Annotated in this window: 21 protein-coding genes; 8 read left to right on the plus strand and 13 right to left on the minus strand. The window is 63.4% G+C overall.

The annotated features are described in order from the left end of the window. Positions 1-128: 128 nt before the first annotated feature. From AC3CBN_RS02190 to AC3CBN_RS02200, 3 genes are all read left to right on the plus strand, one after another. Positions 129-473 (plus strand): glycine zipper 2TM domain-containing protein, encoded by a 345-nt coding sequence (locus AC3CBN_RS02190; protein WP_488635196.1) that lies wholly within the window; start codon positions 129-131, stop codon positions 471-473. A 31-nt stretch (positions 474-504) separates the two neighbouring features. Beyond that, a complete protein-coding gene (locus AC3CBN_RS02195; protein ID WP_488635197.1) occupies positions 505-921 on the plus strand; it encodes a universal stress protein in 417 nt (138 codons plus the stop codon). 157 nt (positions 922-1,078) lie between these two features. Beyond that, positions 1,079-1,900: a ferritin-like domain-containing protein gene (locus AC3CBN_RS02200; protein ID WP_488635198.1), complete on the plus strand. Its 822-nt coding sequence runs from the start codon at positions 1,079-1,081 to the stop codon at positions 1,898-1,900. A 461-nt stretch (positions 1,901-2,361) separates the two neighbouring features. Here AC3CBN_RS02200 and AC3CBN_RS02205 read toward each other — a convergent pair whose 3' ends face one another. The 3 genes from AC3CBN_RS02205 to AC3CBN_RS02215 form a co-directional block, all read right to left on the minus strand. After that, positions 2,362-2,808, minus strand: a complete 447-nt coding sequence (locus tag AC3CBN_RS02205) for a DUF6491 family protein (protein ID WP_488635199.1) — start codon at positions 2,806-2,808, stop codon at positions 2,362-2,364. A 62-nt stretch (positions 2,809-2,870) separates the two neighbouring features. Beyond that, complete coding sequence (locus AC3CBN_RS02210; RefSeq protein WP_488635200.1) at positions 2,871-3,599, minus strand: hypothetical protein; 729 nt, start codon at positions 3,597-3,599, stop codon at positions 2,871-2,873. A 217-nt stretch (positions 3,600-3,816) separates the two neighbouring features. Further along, positions 3,817-4,704 carry a LytTR family DNA-binding domain-containing protein gene (locus AC3CBN_RS02215; protein ID WP_488635201.1) on the minus strand — a complete coding sequence of 296 codons (888 nt, stop codon included), beginning with the start codon at positions 4,702-4,704 and terminating at the stop codon, positions 3,817-3,819. A gap of 146 nt (positions 4,705-4,850) precedes the next feature. On the opposite strand from AC3CBN_RS02215, the gene AC3CBN_RS02220 reads away from it, so the two are divergent. Then, the gene (locus AC3CBN_RS02220; RefSeq protein WP_488635202.1) at positions 4,851-6,083 is read left to right on the plus strand and encodes an acyltransferase family protein; all 1,233 of its coding nucleotides are present in this window, start codon (positions 4,851-4,853) and stop codon (positions 6,081-6,083) included. 93 nt (positions 6,084-6,176) lie between these two features. Here the strand turns inward: AC3CBN_RS02220 and AC3CBN_RS02225 are convergent, their stop codons facing one another. Beyond that, on the minus strand, positions 6,177-6,302 hold the full coding sequence (locus tag AC3CBN_RS02225) for a DUF3247 family protein (protein WP_488635203.1): 126 nt from the start codon (positions 6,300-6,302) through the stop codon (positions 6,177-6,179). A gap of 258 nt (positions 6,303-6,560) precedes the next feature. Here AC3CBN_RS02225 and AC3CBN_RS02230 point away from each other — a divergent pair, with 258 nt between their 5' ends. The 4 genes from AC3CBN_RS02230 to AC3CBN_RS02245 all read left to right on the plus strand — a co-directional run bounded on the left by AC3CBN_RS02230 (position 6,561) and on the right by AC3CBN_RS02245 (position 10,610). Then, the gene (locus AC3CBN_RS02230; protein ID WP_488635204.1) at positions 6,561-7,829 is read left to right on the plus strand and encodes an MFS transporter; all 1,269 of its coding nucleotides are present in this window, start codon (positions 6,561-6,563) and stop codon (positions 7,827-7,829) included. 42 nt (positions 7,830-7,871) lie between these two features. After that, positions 7,872-8,789, plus strand: a complete 918-nt coding sequence (locus tag AC3CBN_RS02235) for an arginine deiminase-related protein (protein WP_488635205.1) — start codon at positions 7,872-7,874, stop codon at positions 8,787-8,789. 143 nt (positions 8,790-8,932) lie between these two features. Continuing rightward, entirely contained in the window at positions 8,933-10,198 is a 1,266-nt protein-coding gene (gene ubiM, locus AC3CBN_RS02240) for a 5-demethoxyubiquinol-8 5-hydroxylase UbiM (protein ID WP_488635206.1), read from the plus strand. A 76-nt stretch (positions 10,199-10,274) separates the two neighbouring features. Then, a complete protein-coding gene (locus AC3CBN_RS02245) occupies positions 10,275-10,610 on the plus strand; it encodes a hypothetical protein (protein WP_488635207.1) in 336 nt (111 codons plus the stop codon). A 190-nt stretch (positions 10,611-10,800) separates the two neighbouring features. On the opposite strand, the gene AC3CBN_RS02250 is transcribed toward AC3CBN_RS02245, so the two are convergent. From AC3CBN_RS02250 to mrdA, 9 genes are all read right to left on the minus strand, one after another. Next, positions 10,801-13,047 carry a carboxy terminal-processing peptidase gene (locus AC3CBN_RS02250; protein ID WP_488635208.1) on the minus strand — a complete coding sequence of 749 codons (2,247 nt, stop codon included), beginning with the start codon at positions 13,045-13,047 and terminating at the stop codon, positions 10,801-10,803. Positions 13,048-13,056: 9 nt separating this feature from the next. Continuing rightward, positions 13,057-14,058, minus strand: coding sequence for a lipoyl synthase (gene lipA, locus AC3CBN_RS02255; RefSeq protein WP_488635209.1), 1,002 nt, complete (start codon positions 14,056-14,058; stop codon positions 13,057-13,059). Between the two features lie 10 nt (positions 14,059-14,068). After that, on the minus strand, positions 14,069-14,737 hold the full coding sequence (gene lipB / locus AC3CBN_RS02260) for a lipoyl(octanoyl) transferase LipB (protein WP_488635210.1): 669 nt from the start codon (positions 14,735-14,737) through the stop codon (positions 14,069-14,071). Between the two features lie 174 nt (positions 14,738-14,911). After that, on the minus strand, positions 14,912-15,202 hold the full coding sequence (locus AC3CBN_RS02265; RefSeq protein WP_488635211.1) for a YbeD family protein: 291 nt from the start codon (positions 15,200-15,202) through the stop codon (positions 14,912-14,914). 13 nt (positions 15,203-15,215) lie between these two features. Next, entirely contained in the window at positions 15,216-16,445 is a 1,230-nt protein-coding gene (locus AC3CBN_RS02270; protein ID WP_488635212.1) for a D-alanyl-D-alanine carboxypeptidase family protein, read from the minus strand. Between the two features lie 60 nt (positions 16,446-16,505). Beyond that, positions 16,506-17,438 carry a septal ring lytic transglycosylase RlpA family protein gene (locus AC3CBN_RS02275; protein WP_488635213.1) on the minus strand — a complete coding sequence of 311 codons (933 nt, stop codon included), beginning with the start codon at positions 17,436-17,438 and terminating at the stop codon, positions 16,506-16,508. Then, positions 17,435-18,448 (minus strand): lytic murein transglycosylase B, encoded by a 1,014-nt coding sequence (gene mltB, locus AC3CBN_RS02280; protein ID WP_488635214.1) that lies wholly within the window; start codon positions 18,446-18,448, stop codon positions 17,435-17,437. The genes AC3CBN_RS02275 and mltB overlap by 4 nt, the downstream gene beginning before the upstream one ends. A gap of 91 nt (positions 18,449-18,539) precedes the next feature. After that, on the minus strand, positions 18,540-19,658 hold the full coding sequence (gene rodA, locus AC3CBN_RS02285; protein WP_488635215.1) for a rod shape-determining protein RodA: 1,119 nt from the start codon (positions 19,656-19,658) through the stop codon (positions 18,540-18,542). Beyond that, positions 19,655-21,673 (minus strand): penicillin-binding protein 2, encoded by a 2,019-nt coding sequence (mrdA, locus tag AC3CBN_RS02290; protein WP_488635216.1) that lies wholly within the window; start codon positions 21,671-21,673, stop codon positions 19,655-19,657. The genes rodA and mrdA overlap by 4 nt, the downstream gene beginning before the upstream one ends. Positions 21,674-21,677 lie beyond the last annotated feature (4 nt).

A 21,677-nucleotide genomic window follows, 5' to 3' on the forward strand; every position in this document is an offset into this window, starting at 1 on the left:
CCGCACAGGCGCAGGCATCCGTTCATCCTCCGCTGCCTGCGTGAATACGGTGTGGAAATGTCCCGCTTGATGCTTCAGTAACAGCACCGCGCGCACACTTGTCGCGTACGACAAGCGAGGGCACGACCATGAAAACCAGGGCCTTCATACTTTGCATTGCAGCATGGGCGATGGTCGGCAGCGGTCCGCTGCTGGCCCAGTCGTCGACCTCGACGACACCCCAGAAGACACGCACCGTATGCGAGGACGTCACGGTGCAGGATTCCCCGAACGACTCCCACCAGATCGCCGGCATGGCGATTGGCGGCGTGGCGGGTGGCGTGATCGGCAACCAGATCGGCGGCGGCAAGGGCCGCACGCTGGCCACGGTGGCGGGTGTGGCCGGTGGCGCGTACGCTGGCAAGAAGGTCCAGGAAAACCAGCAGGCCAAGAACACTCACGTCGAGCGTCGCTGCCGTCAGGTCACTGATTGAAGCGCGCCCGCACTACGTCGAGAGGAACTGCATGCCCAAGTATTCGCTGGTCGGTTATGACGGCTCCACCTCTTCGCAGCGTGCTGTCCGCCTTGCGGTGGATCTGGCGCGCGCCTGCGGAGGAAGGGTGCGCGTGGTGTCGGTACTGCAGGTCACCGAGGGCAGCGCCGACACCTGTTCGCTGATGATCACCGACCCCGGTGCGAAGCGCTGTTCGGAGCTGTTGGAAGAAGTCAGACAGCTGGTGCCCGACTCGGCCGCGCTGATCGACGCCGAAGTGGCGCGCGGCAGTCCCGGCGATGTGTTGCTGGAACAGGTGCGCCGCCACGACATCGATCACATCGTGATTGGTCATACCGAACGCGGCGCCCTGGCGCGCTGGCTGCTGGGCTCGGTATCCGGCGATGTGCTCCAACGCTCCCACGTACCGGTCACCGTAGTGCGCTAAATACCTGCCGTCGCCACGCCGCGGTTCTAAACGATTCTTCAGGTCGGCGCGCGTTAATCCGGCGGCGCCGTACCGTCGTATCCTGTTGTCACAATATCGTCATGCCAGGTTGGCGCCGTGCCCCGACGAGCCAGCCGGCCCGCACAGGAATGCCCGCGTGAACTACGCCACTTCGTTGCCCTGGACCCTGGAAAGCCTGGACTTCAGCCGTATCGAGATCCAACGCGTCCGCCAGAACGAAGACCTGTTCTTCCTGCTGTGCAGCGCCTCCTTCGTGGAGAGTGGCTCGGACCTGTACACACACAACCTCGTCGACCACTTCGCGGGGGACGAGGAACTGCAGACCTGGCTCAGCCAACATTGGGAGCATGAAGAGTTGCAACACGGTCGCGCGTTGGCCGCCTATGTGAAGGCGGTATGGCCGGAGTTCGACTGGGACCGCGGCTTCGCCTCGTTCTGGGAAGAATACGGCGCGATGTGCACCAACGAACAACTGGAGCCCAGCCGCGGCCTGGAACTTGCCGCACGCTGCGTGGTGGAAACCGGCACCGCGTGCCTCTATCGCGCGCTCAACGACATCACCGATGAACCGGTGCTCAAGCAACTCACCAATCAGATCAAGAGTGACGAAGTGCGCCATTTCAAGCACTTCTACCATCACTTTCGGCTGTATCGCGAGCGTGAGGGTTTCAGCCGCTACAAGGTATTTCGCACCATGCTGCGCCGTGTCAACGAGATCAAGAGCGAGGACGGTGACGTCGCGCTGCGCCATGTGTTCAACCAGTGCTATCCGCAGCACAAGGACAACGAAGCCGAGTTCCGTCGCGTGACAGGGCGTGCACAGGGGTTGCTACGCCGCAATATCCCTGCGGAGATGACGGTGAAGATGCTGCTCAAGCCGCTGGATCTGCCGGCGCGGTTGCAGAGCGCGATGGAGAAGCCTCTCGCAAAGATTGCGGAGAAGTTGTTTCTTCATTAGCGATGGATGTTGTTGTTCGGCCAGCGTGCCACCTGCCACTAGTGGGAGCCTTGTTGCGACAAGCCCGCTTGGTCTTTGTGGGAGCGCACTCTGTGCGCGACCGGTTCTTGCCTCAGGTTGTGACGCTATCGCCAGCTTGCCGCCTCCGCGGCGGGCGTTTCGACTGCCTGCCAGCGCTCGAGTCACTTTTCTTTTGTTGGCCCAAAAGAAAAGTAACCCAAAGAAAATGGCCTGAGGGGCTCACAGCGATATGCGAAATACAAGCGTTGGCTACATAGGAGCTCGGCCGTGCGGCGTGCTACCTCACGGACTGCGGCTACACGGCGGGGCGTCGAGGTACTGAGGGCCTAAAGCGAAGCCTGCTTTCTGCTCCCTCTCCCCTTCGGGGAGAGGGTTGGGGTGAGGGGCCAATCTCGCGATCACACCACTTAATGCACTGCATACCTGACCAGTGCAGCCGATCATTTCGCCGGCCGCGGCGCCTCTTCCACCTCGCGCGGCTTGCCCTGCTGCGGAGAGTCCAGTTTGGCAATGTCCACCGGACGGATCTGCTTGATGAAGCACGGGGGATCCGGCGGGCCGGTAAGCACGCGGTCGAATTTCACTGATACCTCGCTGACGCTTGAGGTCAGGCCGATATGGTTGGTGTACCGCAGGTTCCGGCACTTGCCATCGAGATCAAGCAACCAGGCCTCGTTGGATCGCGTATAGACGGCCAATTGGTCGTCGCTGAGCGGCTCCCACGACCACAGGCTGAAATAGTGGAAGCTGTTGACCGGTGTACCGGCCGCAGCGGCGTAGGCCTGCTGGCGGGCATTGAGTCGATCGGTGTACTCCTTGCCGACCCTGGCGCAGGCCGCCAGCAGCACGGCCGCGGCGCAGACAACCAAAACATGTTTGACGGCCATGACGGCGATCTCCTTGGGGGGATTGCGTATGACAACGCGCGAGGGCTGCGCGCGTGGACGGATCACTTTTTCTTTGCCTGCTTCGCCACGGGCTGCCACTTGGATGCATCGAATCCGCCCACTTCGTAGACCAGCGTCTCTTTCTTCTCGCCGTCCTGCAGTGTCACGTCCATGGTGATCTTCTTGGCCTTCTCCAGTTGCGCAATGAAGCCCTTGTCGTCATTGAACAGCAGCGCCGGTTCGCCAGTGCTTGGCGCGAAAGCCTTGATGCCGCCGGGTTTGCCATCGAAGGTGGCCTTGATGGTGCAATTAGATTTGCACACGAAGCCGTGGCCACTACTGAACAGGAATACGCTCTGACCCCACTCGGTGTGACGACGCAGCACCAGCCGCACACGGTCGTCGCCGGATGGCTGGCTGGTGTAGATGGTGGCGGTGGACTGCGTGCCGCCAGCCATCGGCGACACCTGGTACAGCCACAAACCCAGCAGGCGATTCTTCTCGCTGTTTTCGGTGTAGCGCTTCTCGATCTCCGGCAGGCTTTGCTGCACTTCCTTGGCGGCGTCGCTGTTCGGGAAACGGTTGACGATCTCCTTGCCCATGGTCACAGCCATCTCGTCGTTGCCGATGCGCACCAGCTGACGATAAGTGTCGAGCTTCTTGGCAGAGTCGTCGGTGGGCGCCTGTGCCTGCTGTGGCTCCTGGGCCTGGTCACCCGACTGCGAACAACCCGCGAGAGCGAGCGCGAGGCCAACGGCGGTAGCTGCAAGGCGAAGACGCGGCAAGTTCATGGGTGACATCCGATGGCTAGGAGGTGTTTAGAGTGAAACGAGGACGGGCACGGTGCAACCGCTGAGTCTGGTATCGCGCGCATCCTCTCTCTTATGAGGGAGGAATGAGGCGAAGGGGGGTGTTCGCGGAAGCGTTTGCCAAAACCAAAACCGGCGGTGACTTGGCCTTATCGCAAGATTGACCCCTCACCCTAACCAGCGGGGTGAGGGAACATGGCTAGGCATTCGCTGTTGCGTCGCCGAAGCGCTCGCGCAGCTGCGTGCGATAGCGACGACTGCACGGGATACTGGCGCCGTCGCGCATGGTCAATCGTGCGTCGCCGGTTTCCAGTGGCTCGATTTCGGCGAGGAAGTCGAGATTGATGAAATAGCTGCGCTGCACGCGTACGAAACGTCCGGGATCCAGCCTGTCCTCGATGCCCGCCATGGTGGCGCGCAACGGATAGTCGCGCCCACGCACCCGCAGGTTCACGTAGTTACCCGAGGCCTGCAGCCACTCGATGTCACGCGCGGCGACCAGGAACTCTTTGCCCAGCTTGCGCACCAGGAAGCGCTCTGGCCGATCCACCGGTTCCACCGGAGGGCCCTCGTCAGGCTCGGCGAGAAGACTCGCTTCACCTTGCAGGCGGCGCACGAAGAAGCCGTAGAACGAGATCAGCCCGACGAAGAGGAAATATGTGCGGAAATCCTTGAGGTACTCGTAGAACAGCTCGACCGGCCAGTTGCCGAAGTCGTAATGGCTGCCCGTCGCTGCATAGGCCAGCTTGCGCAACCCCACCATGGCTGCGACATGCACCAGGCAGTAGGGAATGGTCAGGAGCAGGTGAACCTTCAGGCTTTGCCGCCAGGTATCAAATCGGAAGGGCCAGCGACGCGCCGCCATCACCACCAAAGGAACCAGTGCCAGGATCACCAGGCTGCTGCTCGACTCCCAGATCCATGGCTCCAGGTCGGTGGTGCTCCCGCGGTGATAGACATGGTCGAACCAGGAAACCAGGCCGTTGAAGACGGTGTTGGCCGTGAGCATGACTACCCAGAAGCCCACCTCGAAAGGCCTGCGCCAGCGCTGGAAGTTCTGGTAGTCGAAACCGGGCTGTGTCGTCATGGGCCGGATTCTACGTGGAGTGACCACCCGGTTTCGTCACCACCCGCCCACCACTCGTCCCTACTTCCACGCGATCAATCACTTGGCGGCAGACCGGGAGCGAATGGCGGTGGAGCATGCGGCATCCCAACCCTGGAGCGCCGACCATGAACCGCCGCCACGACATCGACGCCCTGCGCGTCCTCGCCTTCGGCCTGCTGATCCTGTACCACCTCGGCATGCTGTACGTGGCCCCGGCCAGCGACTGGGGATTTCACCTGAAGAGCCACTACCTCGCCGAGTGGTTGCAGTACCCGATGCTGTTCCTGAACCGCTGGCGGATGGATCTGCTGTTCCTGATCTCGGGCCTCGCCGTTCATTTCCTGCGGGGGCGCAACTGGCTGCCCCTGCTCGCGTGGAAGCGCAGCGTGCGATTACTGCTGCCCCTGCTGTTCGGCATGGCGGTAGTGGTGCCCATTCAGCCGTATGTGCAAGGCGTGACCAACGGCCTGGTCGCGCCCGGTTTCGGCACGTTCCTGCTGCGCTATTGGACCGGCGGCCCGTGGCCGGCCGGCGCGTTCGATGGCTGGCAATTCGGCGTGACATGGAATCACCTGTGGTACCTGCCCTATGTGTGGCTGTACACCATGGTGTTGCTGGCGCTGATTCCCGCGCTGGAATCGGCACCCGGGCAGCGACTGGTCAGTGCGTGCCGACGGCTGCACGGCCCGGCTCTCCTGTTGGTGCCGGCGCTTCCCCTGCTGGCCTACTCGGCCTTGCTGGCCGCGCGGTTCCCGCAGAACCACGCTCTGCTCAACGACTGGCATGCCCATGCCCAGTACGGAACGATGTTCTTCTACGGCTATCTGCTGGGCACGCGCGGCAGCCTGTGGGATGAGCTCTCCCGTCTGCGCCGCAGTGCACTGGTGACAGCCCTGGCATGTTTTGCGGGCTTTCTGTTTCTCGACCGGTTCGTCGGCCTCATCATCGACGTCCCGTCACTGTCTGCGACCACGCTGATGGGAGCACGGTGGCTAATACGTGCGCTGAATTATCTCTACGTCTGGACGGCCATCGCCGCCGTGCTGGGCTGGGGCCATCATCTGCTGAATCGCCCCTTCCGCTGGCTGCCTTATGCGCGCGAAGCTGTGTTCCCGTGGTACGTGCTGCACCAGAGCGTGATGCTGGCCGCAGCCTATTGGCTGATGCCGCTGAAACTCGGGGCGGTTGTGGAGCCCGCGCTACTGCTGGCCTGCACGGTGGGCGGCTGCGCGGTGATGCACGAGTTCGTCATACGCCGCTCGCGCTGGTTGCGCCCGCTGTTTGGGCTCGACGCCAAGCCACGCCAAACCCGTACCGAGCAGACAACGACGCTCGCCGCGCAGACGCAGGGCGCGTGACATTCATGGGCAGCGAGACCATCACGTCTCGCTGCCAAGCTGGGAATACGGATGCTCCAGGCGACGGATATCGTCCAGCCACACACAGCAGCTTCAGTCCGGCGCGTCGGGGCGCTCCAGCCTCACGACGCCGTTGATGCCCTCGTTCTCGTCGCTGTCGCGCAACATCCGCACGTTTGGATGTTCCGCAGACGATGCCGTCGCAACTGCCGCCGTCATTGAGCAGCAGCATCACGCGACCATTCGTCGGCAGTTCGCCGACCAGCGTTGTCGGATGACAGATCTGAATTGGATCGGTGTAACCATGTTCGGCGCATCTACCGTTGGTCCACCCCGAACGCTCAGCCTTCCGATTTCACGCCAGGCCCCACATCGACACCACCGGGTGAACGTCGTGAGATGCGCAAGTGAAGCGCCCATGCCTTGCCTGCGCGCCTCAGCCACTGATAATGCTGGCGACCTCGCAAGGATCTCCCGATGTCCCGTTCCCCTGCTCCGGCGCCGGCAGATTTGCTGCGCTCGCATCCTGCCTTCGTGCAATTCTGGTTCGCCCGTATCGCTTCCGGCTTTGGTTTCCAGATGCTGTCGGTGGCGGTGGGCTGGCAAATCTATGCGATCACCGGCCGCGCACTCGATCTTGGCCTGATCGGCCTGGTGCAATTCTTTCCCTCGGTCATGCTGGCATTGCCCGCCGGCCACGTCGCCGACCAGTTCGAGCGACGGCGCATCGTCTTGCTTGGGCAGGTCGTGGACATGCTTGCGATCGCGGTGCTTGCCGTGATCAGCCTCATGCATCTGGCCCACGAGGCGACCATCCTCGCACTGGTGTTCGTGATCGGCGTAGCGAAGGCGTTCGAATTTCCCGCCATGCAGTCGATGCTGCCTGCACTCGTGCCAACCGCCATGCTGCCGCGCGCGATGGCTTCCAGCGCCACGGCAGGGCAAGCAGCGATGATCATGGGGCCGGCGGTAGGCGGTCTTCTTTATGTTGCCGGCCCGGGTATCGTGTATGTGGTCTGCGCACTGCTCTACCTGATCTCGGCGTTGCTGATGGGACGCCTGCGTTACGAGCAGGCACCACCGCGCCGCGAACCGGCCACGCTGAAGACCGTGTTCGCCGGCGTGCACTTCATCCGCCACCGCCCCGATGTACTCGGCGTGATCTCGCTGGACCTGTTCGCCGTGCTGTTGGGCGGTGCCACCGCGTTGCTGCCGATCTTTGCGAAGGACATCCTGCATACCGGGCCTTGGGGGCTAGGCCTGTTGCGCGCGGCGCCGGCCGTAGGTGCGCTGCTGATGTCGCTGTGGCTGACGCGACACAACATGGAACGACGGGTCGGCACGATCATGTTCGCCTCGGTCGCCGGCTTCGGCGTGGCGACGCTCGTGTTTGCCATTTCCACTACGCTGTGGCTGTCACTGGTTGCGTTGTTCACGCTGGGTGCGTTCGACATGGTGAGCATGGTGATTCGCGGCGCGCTCGTGCAGCTGGATACGCCCGACGACATGCGCGGCCGCGTCAGTGCGGTGAACGCCATCTTCATCAATACGTCCAACCAGCTCGGCGAATTCGAGTCTGGCCTGGTCGCCGCCTGGGTGGGTGCGGTGAACGCGACGCTGATCGGCGGCATCGGCACACTGGTGGTGGTGGCGCTGTGGATGACGATGTTCCCCACGCTGCGACGACGCCAGCGACTGCATGCCGAGCCGAATGAACTGTGCGAACCGGCTGCTGATACGCTCTGATTCATCGCACAAGCATGCGTGTGCCTGATGGAGGATTCCGCCTTGATCACCCGCTCACCCGAGGCCTTTCTCGACGCCTTTGCGGACCTCGCCCCGCAAGCAAACGTCGCCGCCACCGCTCACGCGGCATTCCTGCTTTCGCCTGCGGATTTCATGCTGGCCGCAGAGTCGGCGCGAGATAACCGTTACATGGATATGTCGCGTACCGTGGATCCGCTGCGCGCACTGGCGCAGCACACCGCGCTGGCACAAGCACTGCGTGCAGACTGTCCGATCATCACTTTCCCTGGCGATCCGCACACGCCAGACGCGGTGTTCCCCAACAACGTGTTCGCCACCGCGCCAGGCATGCTGATCATCGGCCGGATGCGCCACGCTGTGCGCCAGCGGGAAGCGGAGCGCGACGATATCCGCGACTTCTTCCGCAATCTGCTGGGCTACCGCGAGATTGACCTGTCAGCACACGACGATCTCGTCGCTGAACTTACCGGCTCGATGGTCATCGATCGTTCGCGTGGCGTCGGGTTCTGCGGCCTTGGCGAGCGCTGCAATGAAGCGGGCGCGCGCGCCATGCATGATGCGTTCGGACTTCGCCTCACGTTCTGCTTCGAGCTTTCGCCCACTGAGTACCACACCAACGTGGTGTTCGGCCTTTTAGCCGGGCGCGCAGCATTGCTGGCTGCGGACGGCTTTGTTGATCCAGCTGTCCCCAAGATCATCGCGCGCGCCTATGAAGACCGTGCCATCTGGCTCACCACCGCGCAGAAGCAGGCATTTGCCGGCAACGCGATCACGCTATCCGATCATCGTGTATGGATGAGCGAGGTGGCCGCCGCAGCGCTGACGACGCCGCAACGCGAAGCGCTGGCGTCGTGGGGCTTCGAGCTTGGCACCGTGCCGCTGGACGAGATTGAGAAGGCCGGCGGCAGCCTGCGCTGCTGCGTGGCCGAGATTTACTGATCGGCGCGTTCCCCAAACCGCAACAACAGCCAAGAAAGGTCTGATTAGGTTTCCGTCATTCCAGCTTTCGTTCGAATGACGACTTGTTCGGACCATGCCCAGAGTTTAGCCGCACGCGTTTGACGGGTATCAAGGTGAGCTTGATGCCGGCCGCTAGCATGCGCGGAGCGTTCGTGGTCCACGGGCAGCTTGGAGCCAAGGAAATGAATGTCGATATCGTCATTGTCGGGGCGGGCCCGGCCGGGCTGTGCTTCGCCAGATCGCTCGCCGATACAGGGCTCAGCATCGTCGTCGTTGAGCAGCAGTCAATGGACATGCTCCGCGAGCCGGCGTTCGATGGACGCGAGATCGCGCTGACCCAGCGATCGGTTCGCATCCTGCGTGAACTTGGCGTATGGGATCGGATCGACCCTGTCGACGTTTCGCCATTGCGTAGCGCGCGTGTGCTTAATGGCCGTTCGCTGCACGGTCTGAACGTGTCGCCCACCGGCACAGGTGGCAACGAGCTGGGTTACCTGGTGCCCAACGACCGCATTCGCCGTGCCGCCTATGCGTGCATCGAGCACGATCCGCGCATCACAATGGTGAGCGACACATCGGTAAGCGCCATTTCCCTCGCCCATGGCTCACCACGACTGCAACTCTCCAGCGGCGCAAGTGTGACGGCGCACCTGATCGTCGCTGCCGACAGCCGTTTCTCACAGTTGCGACGCGATGCGGGCATCGCTGCCGACATGCATGATTTCGGCAAGACCATGCTGGTGTGCCGCATGAAGCTGGAAACACCCCATCGGGACGAAGCACTGGAATGGTTCGATCACGGCCAGACCCTCGCCCTGCTGCCGCTACGCAACGGCGAAGCTTCCGTTGTGTTGACCTTGCCGGGGCAGGCCATGAAGGCCGTGATGGCGCTGGACAGCGACTCGTTCAACGAAGAGATGCGCCACCGCTTCGATGGACGCTTCGGTTACATGCAACTGACCAGCACCCGGCACGCCTACCCGTTGGTAGCCGTCTATGCACGCCACTTCATTGCACCGCGTTTCGCGCTGATCGGAGATGCCGCCGTCGGCATGCATCCGGTGACCGCACACGGTTTCAATCTGGGCCTGCAGAGTGTGGAGACGCTTTCCGGTGAAATACGGCAGGCGATCAGCACCGGACAGGACCCGGGCTCGTTCCGCGTTTTGCGCCGCTACCAGCGTGTTCACCGCCTGGCCACGCGCCCGCTTTATCTCGCCACCCTGGCCATCGTTAAGCTGTACACGGACGATCGCACGCCCGCGCGCCTGGCGCGTTCCAGCCTGCTGCGCGCCAGCCAGGCCCTGCCGCCATTCCGTCTCACGCTGGCCCAAATGCTGGCCGCCGGCGGGCGTCGACGTTGCACCACACGCTGGTCGCTGCACTGAACGAATCAGCGCAGTATTTACGCATCAATCACGCTCTCGCTGGCAACTTGGCTAGCCTGACTGCGAGGAGGACGCCATGGGCCGACCCTATGACATTGAGAACAGCGTCAACGGTGTCCGCGAACGGGTGAGCGACCGTGTGCGCCACTACGCGGGCGAAGCTGCGGACCGGGCCGACGAACTGCTCGAACGCGGCCGCGACGCACGCCGTCGTTTCGGGCGTCATCGCAACGCCTACGCGCGCCGACTCGGCCACGCCGCAGAAGACTTCGCCGACGAAGCGAACTACCAGTACCGCCGCCTGCGTCGCCAGGTGTCACGACACCCGGTGGCGACCACCGCCATCATTGCCGGCACGGTGGGCGCATTCTTCCTGCTGCGACACTTGTTGCGCAGCAGGGACGAGGATTGAGGCCAGCGCATTCGCACAAAAAAACCCGCCGAAAGGCGGGTTTTTTTCTTCCTCTCCCTTTTGGGGAGAGGACTGAGGAGAGGGGCGGGTGCTCGCGGGAGCATCCCAACGAGAACCGCTTCGAACGACTCTCATCGCAAAAGCCACCTTCACCCTACCCTCTCCCAAAAGGGGAGAGGGACGAGAAGCGTCAATGCACGGCCGACGGCTGCGGCTTCTCCGCTACAGCGGCTGCCGTGGCAGCACTGGAGAAACGCCCGCCATACGGCAGCACTTCCGCCGCCAGCTTGGAATCACCCTTGATGAGGCCCACCGCGTCAAACAGGATGTGCGCGGTTTCATCCAGCTGCGGATCGGGCGCCTTCTTGGCATCCTTCTCCTGCTTCAACTCGCTCTTGAGGCTGCGCTCGTTGGCATTGAGGCCATCGTCGAGCGCCGCGTCATCGTCATTGATCGTGTCGCCGTCGATGGCTTTGTGACGCGCACGGAACTCGGCCTGGAGGGCGTCCTGTTCCTTGCGCTCGGTCTGACGCTGGGCGAAGTTGAGCGAGATGCTGGTCTTGTCGCGCATCTTTCGGTACTGCGCCAGCTCATCGAGCATCAGCTTCCACGCTGGCGACGTGACCGTGCGCGCATCGTGCTTGCCCTGCAGCTGGCCCAGGTAGGCCTTCAGATCCGCCACCGGCTTGTAGTCGGCCGGCGGAATCTGCGTCCACGGCAGTGCGTTGTCGTAGGTGGATTCGCCGAAGTCTTTCTCGTCGCCATTCTTCGGGTACTGGATATCCGGCGTCACGCCCTTGAGCTGGGTGGAGCCGCCGTTGATGCGGAAGAATTCCTGGATGGTCATCTTCAGCTCGCCGAACTGCGGCTTCTCACTGGTGCTGCGGGTGAAGCGGTCGAGGTCGACCAGGTTTTGCACCGTGCCTTTGCCGAAGGTCGGCTGGCCGATGATCAGACCACGGCCATAGTCCTGGATCGCGGCGGCGAAAATCTCCGACGCCGACGCCGAACCACGGTTCACCAGCACAGCCAGCGGACCGCTCCAGGACATGCCCGGCTCGTCGTCGCCCTGCACCTGCACTTCACCGCGTGCATCGCGCACCTGCACCACCGGACCCTGGTCGATGAACAGGCCGGTGAGCTCATTGGCTTCAGCCAGCGAACCACCGCCGTTGTTGCGCAGATCCATCACCACGCCTTCGACACCGGCAGCCTTCAGCTCGCCAAGCAGTTTGGCCACGTCGCGGGTAGCGCTCTTGAAGTCCTTGTCGCCTTCGCGACGCGCGCCGAAGTCGGAGTAGAAGCTGGGCAGGTCGATCACGCCGATCTTGCGAGTGACGCTGGCGTCCTTGATCTCGATGATCTTTTTCTTGGCGGCCTGCTCTTCAATGCTCACCTTCTGGCGCACCAGGGTGATCAGCTCGTGCTTGCCGTCCACACCGGCGTCTGACGGCAGGATTTCCAGCCGCACTGTCGTGTTCTTCTTGCCGCGAATGTGCTTGACCACGTCGTCCAGGCGCCAGCCGATCACGTCGACCATCGCGCCGTTGTCGCCTTCGCCGATCGCCACAATGCGATCACCGACGTGCACCTTGCCGGACTTCGCAGCCGGGCCGGCCGGCACGATCTCGCGGATGGCGGTGTATTCGTCACGTGCCTGCAGCACCGCACCAATGCCTTCCAGCGACAGCTTCATGGAGATGTCGAAGTTCTCCGCGGCGCGCGGACCGAGGTAATCGGTGTGCGGATCGGTGGATTCGGCATAGGCATTCATGAACGACTGGAACGCGTCTTCCCCGTCCAGCTGCTTCACGCGATCAATGTAGCCGGCGTAGCGCTTGTCCAGCGTCTTGCGGATATCGTCGTCCGTCTTGCCGGCAAGCTTCAGGCGCAGCCAGTCGTTCATGGTGCGCTCGCGCCACAGCGTGTCGAGCTCAGCCTGATCTTTCGGCCAGTCGGCCTTCTTGCGATCGTAGTTGTAGCTTTCGCTGGTCGAGAAATCGAAACCCTGCTTGAGCAGCCCGCGCGCGTAATTCATGCGGTCGACGGCGCGCGCCACGTACAGGTTGAACATCGAGAACGGACCGGCAAGGTCCTGGTTCCAGATGGCGTCATCCATCTGCGTCTTCAGCGGTGCGAACTTCGCCAGATCGGCCTGGGTGAAGAACACCTTCTCGCCGTCAAGGCTTTCAAGGTAAGCCTTGTAGATCTTCTGCGACATCGCATCGTCGAGCGGCTGCGCCTCGTAGTGGAATCGGGTGAGGAAACGCGCGGACAGCTGCGCGGCCTGCGCCTGTGTGGTGGACGGCTTCAGCGGCAACGTGGAGAACTTGCGCGGCGCGCTGCTATCGGTCAGATCAGCGGCAGACTGCGCATGGACGCCGACACCGGCGACGGCAAGGGCTAGCAGCAGGGCAAGCGAAGGGCGCAGTTTCATAGATTCTCTTCAGGCGTGCTCGGTGACGCCCGCGGCGTGAGCCTGCAGGTCGGCGTGGTAGGACGAACGCACCAGCGGGCCGGAGGCGACGTGATGGAAACCCATCGCTTCGCCGGCTTCGCGCAGCGCTTCGAATTCTTCAGGGGTCCAGTAGCGCATGACCGGGTGGTGGTGCGGCGTGGGCTGCAAGTACTGGCCGATGGTGATCATTTCCACGTCATGCGCACGTAAATCGCGCATGGTTTCGAGCACCTGCTCCATCGTCTCGCCCAGACCCAGCATGATGCCGGACTTGGTCGGCACCTCCGGATGCTGCGCCTTGAAACGCTTGAGCAGGTCCAGCGACCACTGGTAGTCCGCGCCCGGACGCACTTCGCGATACAGGTGCGGCACGGTTTCCAGATTGTGGTTGAACACGTCCGGCGGGAAGTCCTTGAGCACTTCCAGCGCACGTTCCATGCGGCCCTTGCCGCGGAAATCGGGCGTGAGAATCTCGATCTTGATGTTTGGGCTGGCATGGCGCGTCGCGCGGATGCACGCGGCGAAATGCTCGGCGCCGCCATCGCGCAGGTCGTCGCGATCCACCGAAGTGATCACCACGTATTTCAGGCGCATGTCGTGGATGGTCTCGGCCAGGCGCGCTGGTTCCAGCGGATCGGGCGCGGCCGGGCGGCCATGCGCCACATCGCAGAACGAGCAGCGGCGAGTGCACACCTCGCCGAGGATCATGAACGTGGCGGTGCCCTTGCTGAAGCACTCGTGGATGTTCGGGCACGAGGCTTCCTCGCACACGGTCACCAACGCGTTTTCACGCAGGCGCGCCTTGAGCTGCGCCACGGCATTGCCTTGCGGCAGGCGCACACGGATCCAGCTGGGCTTGCGCAGCGTGGGTACCGCCGTCTCGAAGCCCGCACGGTTCAGTGCGATCTTGTCGTTACCGAGCTGCTTTTCGACGGGCGCGCCGCCGACAACGCTGATCGGGATGACTTTGGAAGAAGACATTTCGCTCATGTAGGCAAGCTCAGACCGCTACGCGAGCGGGTAGTTCAGGGAGTATGGGGGTGGCCGGCTCAGCATCGAACCCGAACTGGCGGCAGAACTCCTCCACCAGAGCGTCCTCGACGTCCGACAGGCGCGACGGACCGCCCAAGTCTAGCACCTGCGTGACCGCCAAACCCTTGTAACCGCAAGGGTTGATGCGGTGATAGGGCTCCAGGTCCATGTTCACGTTGAAGGCCAGGCCGTGAAAACTGCATCCGCGTCGCACGCGCAGGCCCAGCGCAGCTACCTTGGCCCCGGCCACGTAGACGCCCGGTGCGCCATCCAGCCGCGCGGCACCGATATTCCAATGCGCCAGCGTATCGATGATGGACTGCTCGATCTTGTTGACCAGCTCGCGCACGCTGACACCAGCACGGCGCAGGTCGATCAGCGGGTAACCCACGATCTGGCCTGGGCCGTGATAGGTCACCTGGCCGCCGCGATCCACCTGCACCACCGGGATATCCCCGGGTGCCAGCACATGCTCGGCCTTGCCGGCCTGGCCCTGCGTGAACACGGGGTCATGCTCGAGCAACCACAACTCATCGGGCGTGTCGCTGTCCCGGTTGTTGGTGAAGTTGCTCATCGCCTCCCAGGTCGCCGCGTAGGGCTGGCGACCGAGACGACGGACTTTGAGCGGCAGGGACATGGGGAAACCTGAGGAAGCCGGGTATTCGAGGAAGGTGCGGCCGGATGGCGGGAAGCCAAGAGGGGGAGACTTTGGTAGCAGAGGAATGGAACCCGGCTTGCTGCCCTGCCCTCCCCGGTTGCGGGCTGCGAAGACGCCTGGGTGCGCCTCCACTACCCATCCCGATGCCGGCTCTTACAGCGTGTAGCGGATATCCGGATCGGCCCGCAGCGTCGAATGCGCCAGGTCGTATTGCTCGCGGCTCTCACAACGGAAGCTGACGGTCACCGAGAGGAAGTTGCCCTCGCGCGAGTGGCGGTGCTTCACCGTCTCATGGAGCACGTGAAGACCAACGCCTTCCAGAATCTGCGGTACGCGCAGCTTCAGGTCCACGCTGGCATTGCCCATCGCGGTGATCTCGAACTCGCCCGGGAACTGGAAGCCCTGGCCTTCTTGCTGAGCTTCGACGGAATCGATATCGCGCATCACGCCACCTCCATCACTTCTCGTCGACCTTCTTGTCGCTGTGGAACCACAACATGATGCTGTCCCATAGGCGGGCGAAGAAGCCACCCTGCGGTGCATCGGCCAGCGCGACCAGCGGCACGTTCTGCACCGGCTGGCCGTCCAGCGTGATGCGCAGCGTGCCCACCTGCTGGCCCTTGGTGAACGGAGCGATCAGCGTGGCCGGGATATCCATGGTGGCCTTGAGCTTGTCGTAGTCGCCGCGCTTGACGGTCACCAGCACGTTGTCGGTCACGCCCAGCGCCAGCGCGTTGGACTGACCCTTCCACAGGCGCGGCGTGGCCAGCGGCTTGCTCGAGTCGTACAGCTTGTGCGTCTCGTAGAAACGGAAGCCATAGTTCATCAGCGCCAGTGCGGCGTCGGCGCGAGCCTTCTCGTTGCTGGCGCCCATCACGATGGCAATCATGCGGGCGTCGCCCTGCTTCGCCGAGGCGGCCAGGCAGTAGCCAGCGGCGGCGGTATGGCCAGTCTTGATGCCATCGACCGTCTGGTCGCGCCACAACAGCAGGTTGCGGTTGTGCTGCTTGATGCCGTTCCACTCGAAATCCTTGACCGCCGAGATCGCATAGTCCTCGGGGAAATCATGAATCAGCGCACGCGAAAGAATCGCGATGTCGCGCGCCGTGGAGTAGTGGTTGGCAATCGGGTAACCCGAGGCGTTCTGGAAGTTGGTGTTGGTCATGCCCAGTTGTTTGGCATAGGCATTCATCAGGTTGGCGAACGCGCTCTCGGAGCCTGCGGTGTGCTCGGCCAGTGCAATGGCAGCGTCGTTGCCGGACTGGATGATCATGCCGAACAGCAGATCTTTCAGCGGCACCTGGCTGTTGAGCTTGAGGAAGCTGGTGGAACCGTCCGTGCCTGCGCCGCCGCTGCGCCAGGCGTTCTCGCTGATGGTGACCGGGTCGGCCATGTGGATCTTGCCGTTGGCGACCTCGGCCGAGACCACGTAGTCCGTCATCACCTTGGTGATCGAGGCCGGCTCCACGCGCACGTCCGGATCCTTCGATGCCAGCACCTGGCCCGTGGCGTAATCCATCAGCACCCAGCTCTTGCCGTCTACATCCGGCGGCGGCGGCACCGGCGCCTCCGGCGTGACCGGGCGCGGCACCGGTGAGGGCTTCGGCGGAGTCTGCTGGGCGAAGGCGGTGCCGATAACCAGGGCGGCGACGGCGAGCGACGGAAGGGTGCGGCGAATCAGGTTCATCTTTCGGTTCAATCCAGTGCTGTATGGCGGCGTCTGAGACGCAGCATGAAATCCAATGCGTCAGTCTACCGCGACCTGTGGCCGTGGCAGCCCCATGTTTTCTATCCGCGAGGTGACATCGTCGGCCTGGTCGACGCTGGCAATCGGCCCGACCCGCACGCGACGGATGGCACGACCGTTGATTTGTGCATCCACCACCTGTACCGGCGCAAAATTGGCGGCACGCAACTGTTGGGCCACTCGCTCCGCATTGCCCGCGTCGGAGAATGCACCCACCTGCAGGAAAATGCCTGGCCCCGGACTGGCCGGTTTGGGCGGCGGCGGTGGCGGCGGCAGGGCTTGCGCCGTGAGCGGCTGCGACGGGTCGATGGCACGCACTTCCACCAGGCCGGTGCCCTTGGGCCACACGCCGATCTTCACGGCGGCGGCATAGGACAGGTCGATCACGCGGTTCTCATGGAACGGACCGCGATCGTTGATGCGCACGATCACGCTCTTGCCGTTCTCGAGATTCGTCACGCGCGCGTAGCTGGGCAGCGGCAGCGTCTTGTGCGCGGCAGTGAACTGGTACATGTCGTAGTCCTCGAGACTCGACGTCTTGTACCCGTGGAACTTATTGCCATAGAACGAGGCGATGCCGCGCTCCACATAACCGCTGGGACTGGACAGAACGTTATAGCTCTGCCCCAGCACGGTATACGGCGATTTGTTGCCGTATAGCGCCCGCGGTTCCACCTTGGGCACCGGCTCGGGAATCTTGTTGATGGCTTCAGGTGAAAGCATGTCCGGCACGCTATCGGCGCTATCGCGATAGCGGCTGCTTTGCGGACGGCTGGTGTCGTCGTAGATACCGCCGCGTGATGCGCCGCCTCCTGACGAAGAAGAGCCTCGCGGTGCCGATCCGGCGTGCTCCGATGAAGGGCGGGTCTTGCCGCCACTGCAACCGGCCAGCAGTGCAACCAACAGAAGCGGCAGCGCGAGCCGCCATTTCATCGCATGGCTTCCGTCACGCCCGCCCCCTCGGCAATCGACTGGGCCAGCTGATGCACGGCCAGTGCATACAGCGGGCTGCGGTTGTACTTGGTGATCACATAGAAATTCTGGAAGGTGAACCAGTGCTCCATGCCGTTGGCGCCTTCCAGCGACTGCAGGCTGGTGGGCTGGCCCGGGTTGAGCGACTGCACCGGCGCATAACCCCACGCCTCGAGCTGCTCGAGTGGCCACTGCGGCGAGGAATCCTTCACCGTGATGGGCTTGGCGGCTGCATCAGCCTGCGCGCGCGCGGCCACCGGGCCGCCGGTCTGCCAGCCGTGTTTCGCAAAATAGTTGGCCACGCTGGCGAAGATGTCGGGCAGCGAGTTCTTCAGGTCGATGCGACCGTCACCATCGGCGTCTACCGCGAAGTCGCGAATGCTGGACGGCATGAACTGTCCCCAGCCCTGCGCACCGGCGTAGGAGCCGGTGAGCGTGTCCACGACACCGGCGAGGTGGCTATCCGGCAGTTCGAGCAGCGTCTTCAGCTCGCTGCGGAAGAAACTGGCGCGCGGCGGGTAGTACAGGCCCAGCGTCACCAGCGCATCGAGCACCTTGTACTTGCCGGTGTTGCGGCCATACGAAGTTTCCACGCCGATGATCGCCACGATGTACTCGGGCGCCACGCCGTATTGCCGACCGGTGCTTTCCAGCAACGCACGATGCTCGCGATAGAACGCAATGCCGTCGTTGATGCGCTGAGGGGTAATGAAGATCGGACGGTAGTCCTTCCAGGGCTTGGCCTCGGCCGGACGGCTGATCGCATCGAGAATGCTTTGCTGCTTCGTCGCACCATCCAGCATGGCGTTGAGCGCCTGCGGATCCTTGCCGGTATCCTTGGCGACTTCGCTGACCAGTTGCTCTTGTCCGGGATGGGTTTCCGCGAAGGCCGGTGTGCATGCCACGGCGATGAGCAGGCCCAGCGTGGCAACGAGGCGATGAGTCGGGAGCGACGCGGGAATCAAGGGCATGAAGGACTTCGCTGTCGTGAACGGCTTCACGCAAAGCCTAGCACGCAAGCAGTAGCAAACCAGGCAGATCGGGCGATTTTTTGCCGTCGTATCAGTCGTGCACCTTGCGGTTGGCGTAGATCGACATCAGCACACCGAAGCCGGTGAGCAGCGACACTGCGGAAGTGCCGCCGTAGCTCACCAGCGGCATCGGCACGCCCACCACCGGAAGCATGCCGGCCACCATGCCGCCATTGACGAACACATACACGAAGAAGCTCATGCCGATCGCGCCGGCGAGCAGGCGCGAGTAGGTGTCGCGCGCCTCCATGGCGATCCATAGGCAGCGGCCGATGATGAAGGCATACAACAGCATGAGGCCGATCACACCGACCAGGCCAAACTCTTCGGAAAACACCGCGAAGATGAAGTCGGTGGTGTGCTCCGGCAGGAAATCCAGGCGCGACTGCGTACCGTGCTGCCAGCCCCTGCCGAACGTGCCTCCGGAACCCACCGCGATCTGCGACTGGATGATGTGCCAGCCGTTACCCAGCGGGTCCGATTCCGGATCGAGCAAGGTACGCACGCGATTGCGCTGGTACTCATGCAGGAAGTGCCACGCCACCGGGATCATGCCGCCCACGGCCGCCAGCAGACTGCCGATCTTCCACCACGCCATGCCAGACAGGAACAGAGCGAACGCACCGGCGGCGGTCACCAGCAAAGCCGTGCCCAGGTCCGGCTGCTCGGCAATCAGGCCGGCAGGAATCGCGATCAGGATGCCCACCGAGACAATGTCCTTCCAGCTGGGTGGCAGCTGGCGCGGATGCAGGTACCAGGCCACCATCATCGGCATGGTGAGCTTGAGCAATTCGGACGGCTGGAAGGACAGCACGCCCAGATCCAGCCAACGCTTGGAGCCGCTACGCACTTCGCCCAAAGCGGCCACCACCACCAGCAACGCGACGCTGCCCGCATAGAGCCACGGCGTCCATCCACGCAGGACAGACGGCGGGATGCGCGAGATCAACAACAGCAGGATGCCGCCCATCACGAAGCGAGCGGCCTGACTCGTGATCATGGCCATGCTGCCGCCGCTAGCGCTGTACAGCGTCATCAAACCCACGATTGCGAGCAGGAACAAGCCAAAGGCTAGTGGCAGGTCGATACGCGGCCGCGTCATCACGCGGCGCACGAAACGCATCAGACGTGCCTGGAGGGCATCGATCATGGGTTGCCTCCGTCTTCGGGCGCCGCGGTGCTTGAGCTATCGGACGGCACGCCGGCCGGCATGTCAGCGGGCGTGGCCACAGGCGTGTCTTCCGGTGATTCCGGCGCGTCGGGCGCTGCCACCACGCCTGTTTCCGACGTGTTCTTTGCGGGCACCGCACCGCCCTGTGCCGCCAGCCATGCATCCATCATCTTGCGCACGATGGGGCCCGCATCCGATGCGCCCCACGCGCCGGCCTCCAGCAAGGCCGCTACCGCGATGCGCGGCGCGTCCGTTGGCGTGTAGGCAATGAACCAGGCTCGATGGCGCGTGGCGAGATAGGCCGTGTTCTTGTTGGTGTCGTACTCGTTGCTGCGACGCGAGAAGCGCTCGGCAGTACCACTCTTGCCCGCCACCACGTACGGGAATCCGTTGAACACACCTGCCGCCCTGGCGGTGCCCCCGGCGCCATAAACCACGGCCTCCATGCCCTGGTTCACTACGCTCCAATCATTGGGCTTGCGGATGAGTGAGGCCCCGCTCGGCGGGTTGGCCAGCGGGACCGGTCGCTCTTTCACGTTGGCCGTCGCCATCACCAGTCGCGGCGCATACGGCATACCGTGGCCGGCGAGAGTTGCCGTGGCGTGCGCCAGCTGCAGCGGTGTCACATTCCAGTAGCCCTGGCCGATGCCCGCGATGATGGTTTCGCCGGGGAACCAGCCAAATTTGCTGCGCGTGGCTTTCCACTCGCGCGATGGCAGGATGCCTTCTGCCTCGCCCAGCAGGTCGACGCCGGTCTTGTGGCCGAAACCTAGGCTGCCCATCCAGCTGCTGAGCCTATCGATGCCCATGTCCAGCGCGAGCCGGTAGAAGTAGGTGTTAGTGGACTTCTCGATCGCGCGCACCATGTTCACCGTGCCATCGCCTCCGCGCGTGTCGTCGCGATAGCAACGCTGCTGGCCCGGGATGCAGAACTCACCTGTCGACAGCACGGTGTCTTCCGGCCGCCGAATACCGTATTCCAGGCCACCCAGCGCCAGGAACGGCTTCACCGTCGAACCCGGCGGATAGGCGCTCTTCAACGCACGATTGAGCAGCGGCTTATCTTCCGCCGCCATGTAGGTGGTGTAGTCGGTACGGCTGATGCCGTTGACGAACAGGTTGGGATCAAAGCTCGGCACGCTCACCATCGCCAGCACCTGGCCATTGCGCGGATCGATCGCCACCGCCGCGCCCGGCCTGCCGTCGAACGCATCTGTGGCGGCCTTCTGCACGCGCACGTCAATGCTCAGGTACAGATTCTTGCCAGGCGTGGGCGGATGCGTTTCCAGCACGCGCTGCGTGCGCCCATCTGCATTCACCTCGACCAGCTCGTAGCCCGGCTCGCCATGCAGCGTGTCCTCGTAGGAACGTTCCAGCCCGCTGCGGCCCACGTGGCTGGTGCCCTTGTAGCGGTCCGGATCGAGTCGGTTGAGGTCGTCCACATCGATGCGGCCCACGTAGCCCACGACGTGTGCGAACAATGGGCCATACGGATAACGGCGGGTGAGATAAGGCACTACGTCCACGCCGGGGAAACGCCAGCGGTTGATGGCGAAACGGGCGATCTCGTCCTCAGTGAGGTGCAGCTTCAGCGGTACGCTGTCGAACCGGCGATTCTGCTTGAGCTGCTTCCTGAAGGTGTCGATGTCGTCGTCGCCCAGCGGCACGACGTCGCGAATTTGCGACAGCAGCTCCTTCATGTCGGGCACTTGCTCAGGCACCACTTCCAACCGGAATGCGGGCACGTTGTCGGCCACCAGCACGCCATTGCGATCGAAGATCAGGCCACGCGCCGGCGGAATCGCACGCGGCTTCACGCGATTGTTCTCCGAACGCAGGGCGAACTCGTCGTGGCGCTGCACCTGCAGGTACACATATCGCCCGACCAGGGTGCTCAGACCCAGCAGGATCAGCACGAAACCCACTAGCGCGCGCGCGCGGAACAGTGCGCTTTCGCCGCGGGAATCCTTCATCGAGCGCCGACGCGGTGCCATGGCG

Source organism: Dyella sp. OK584, assembly GCF_057787755.1.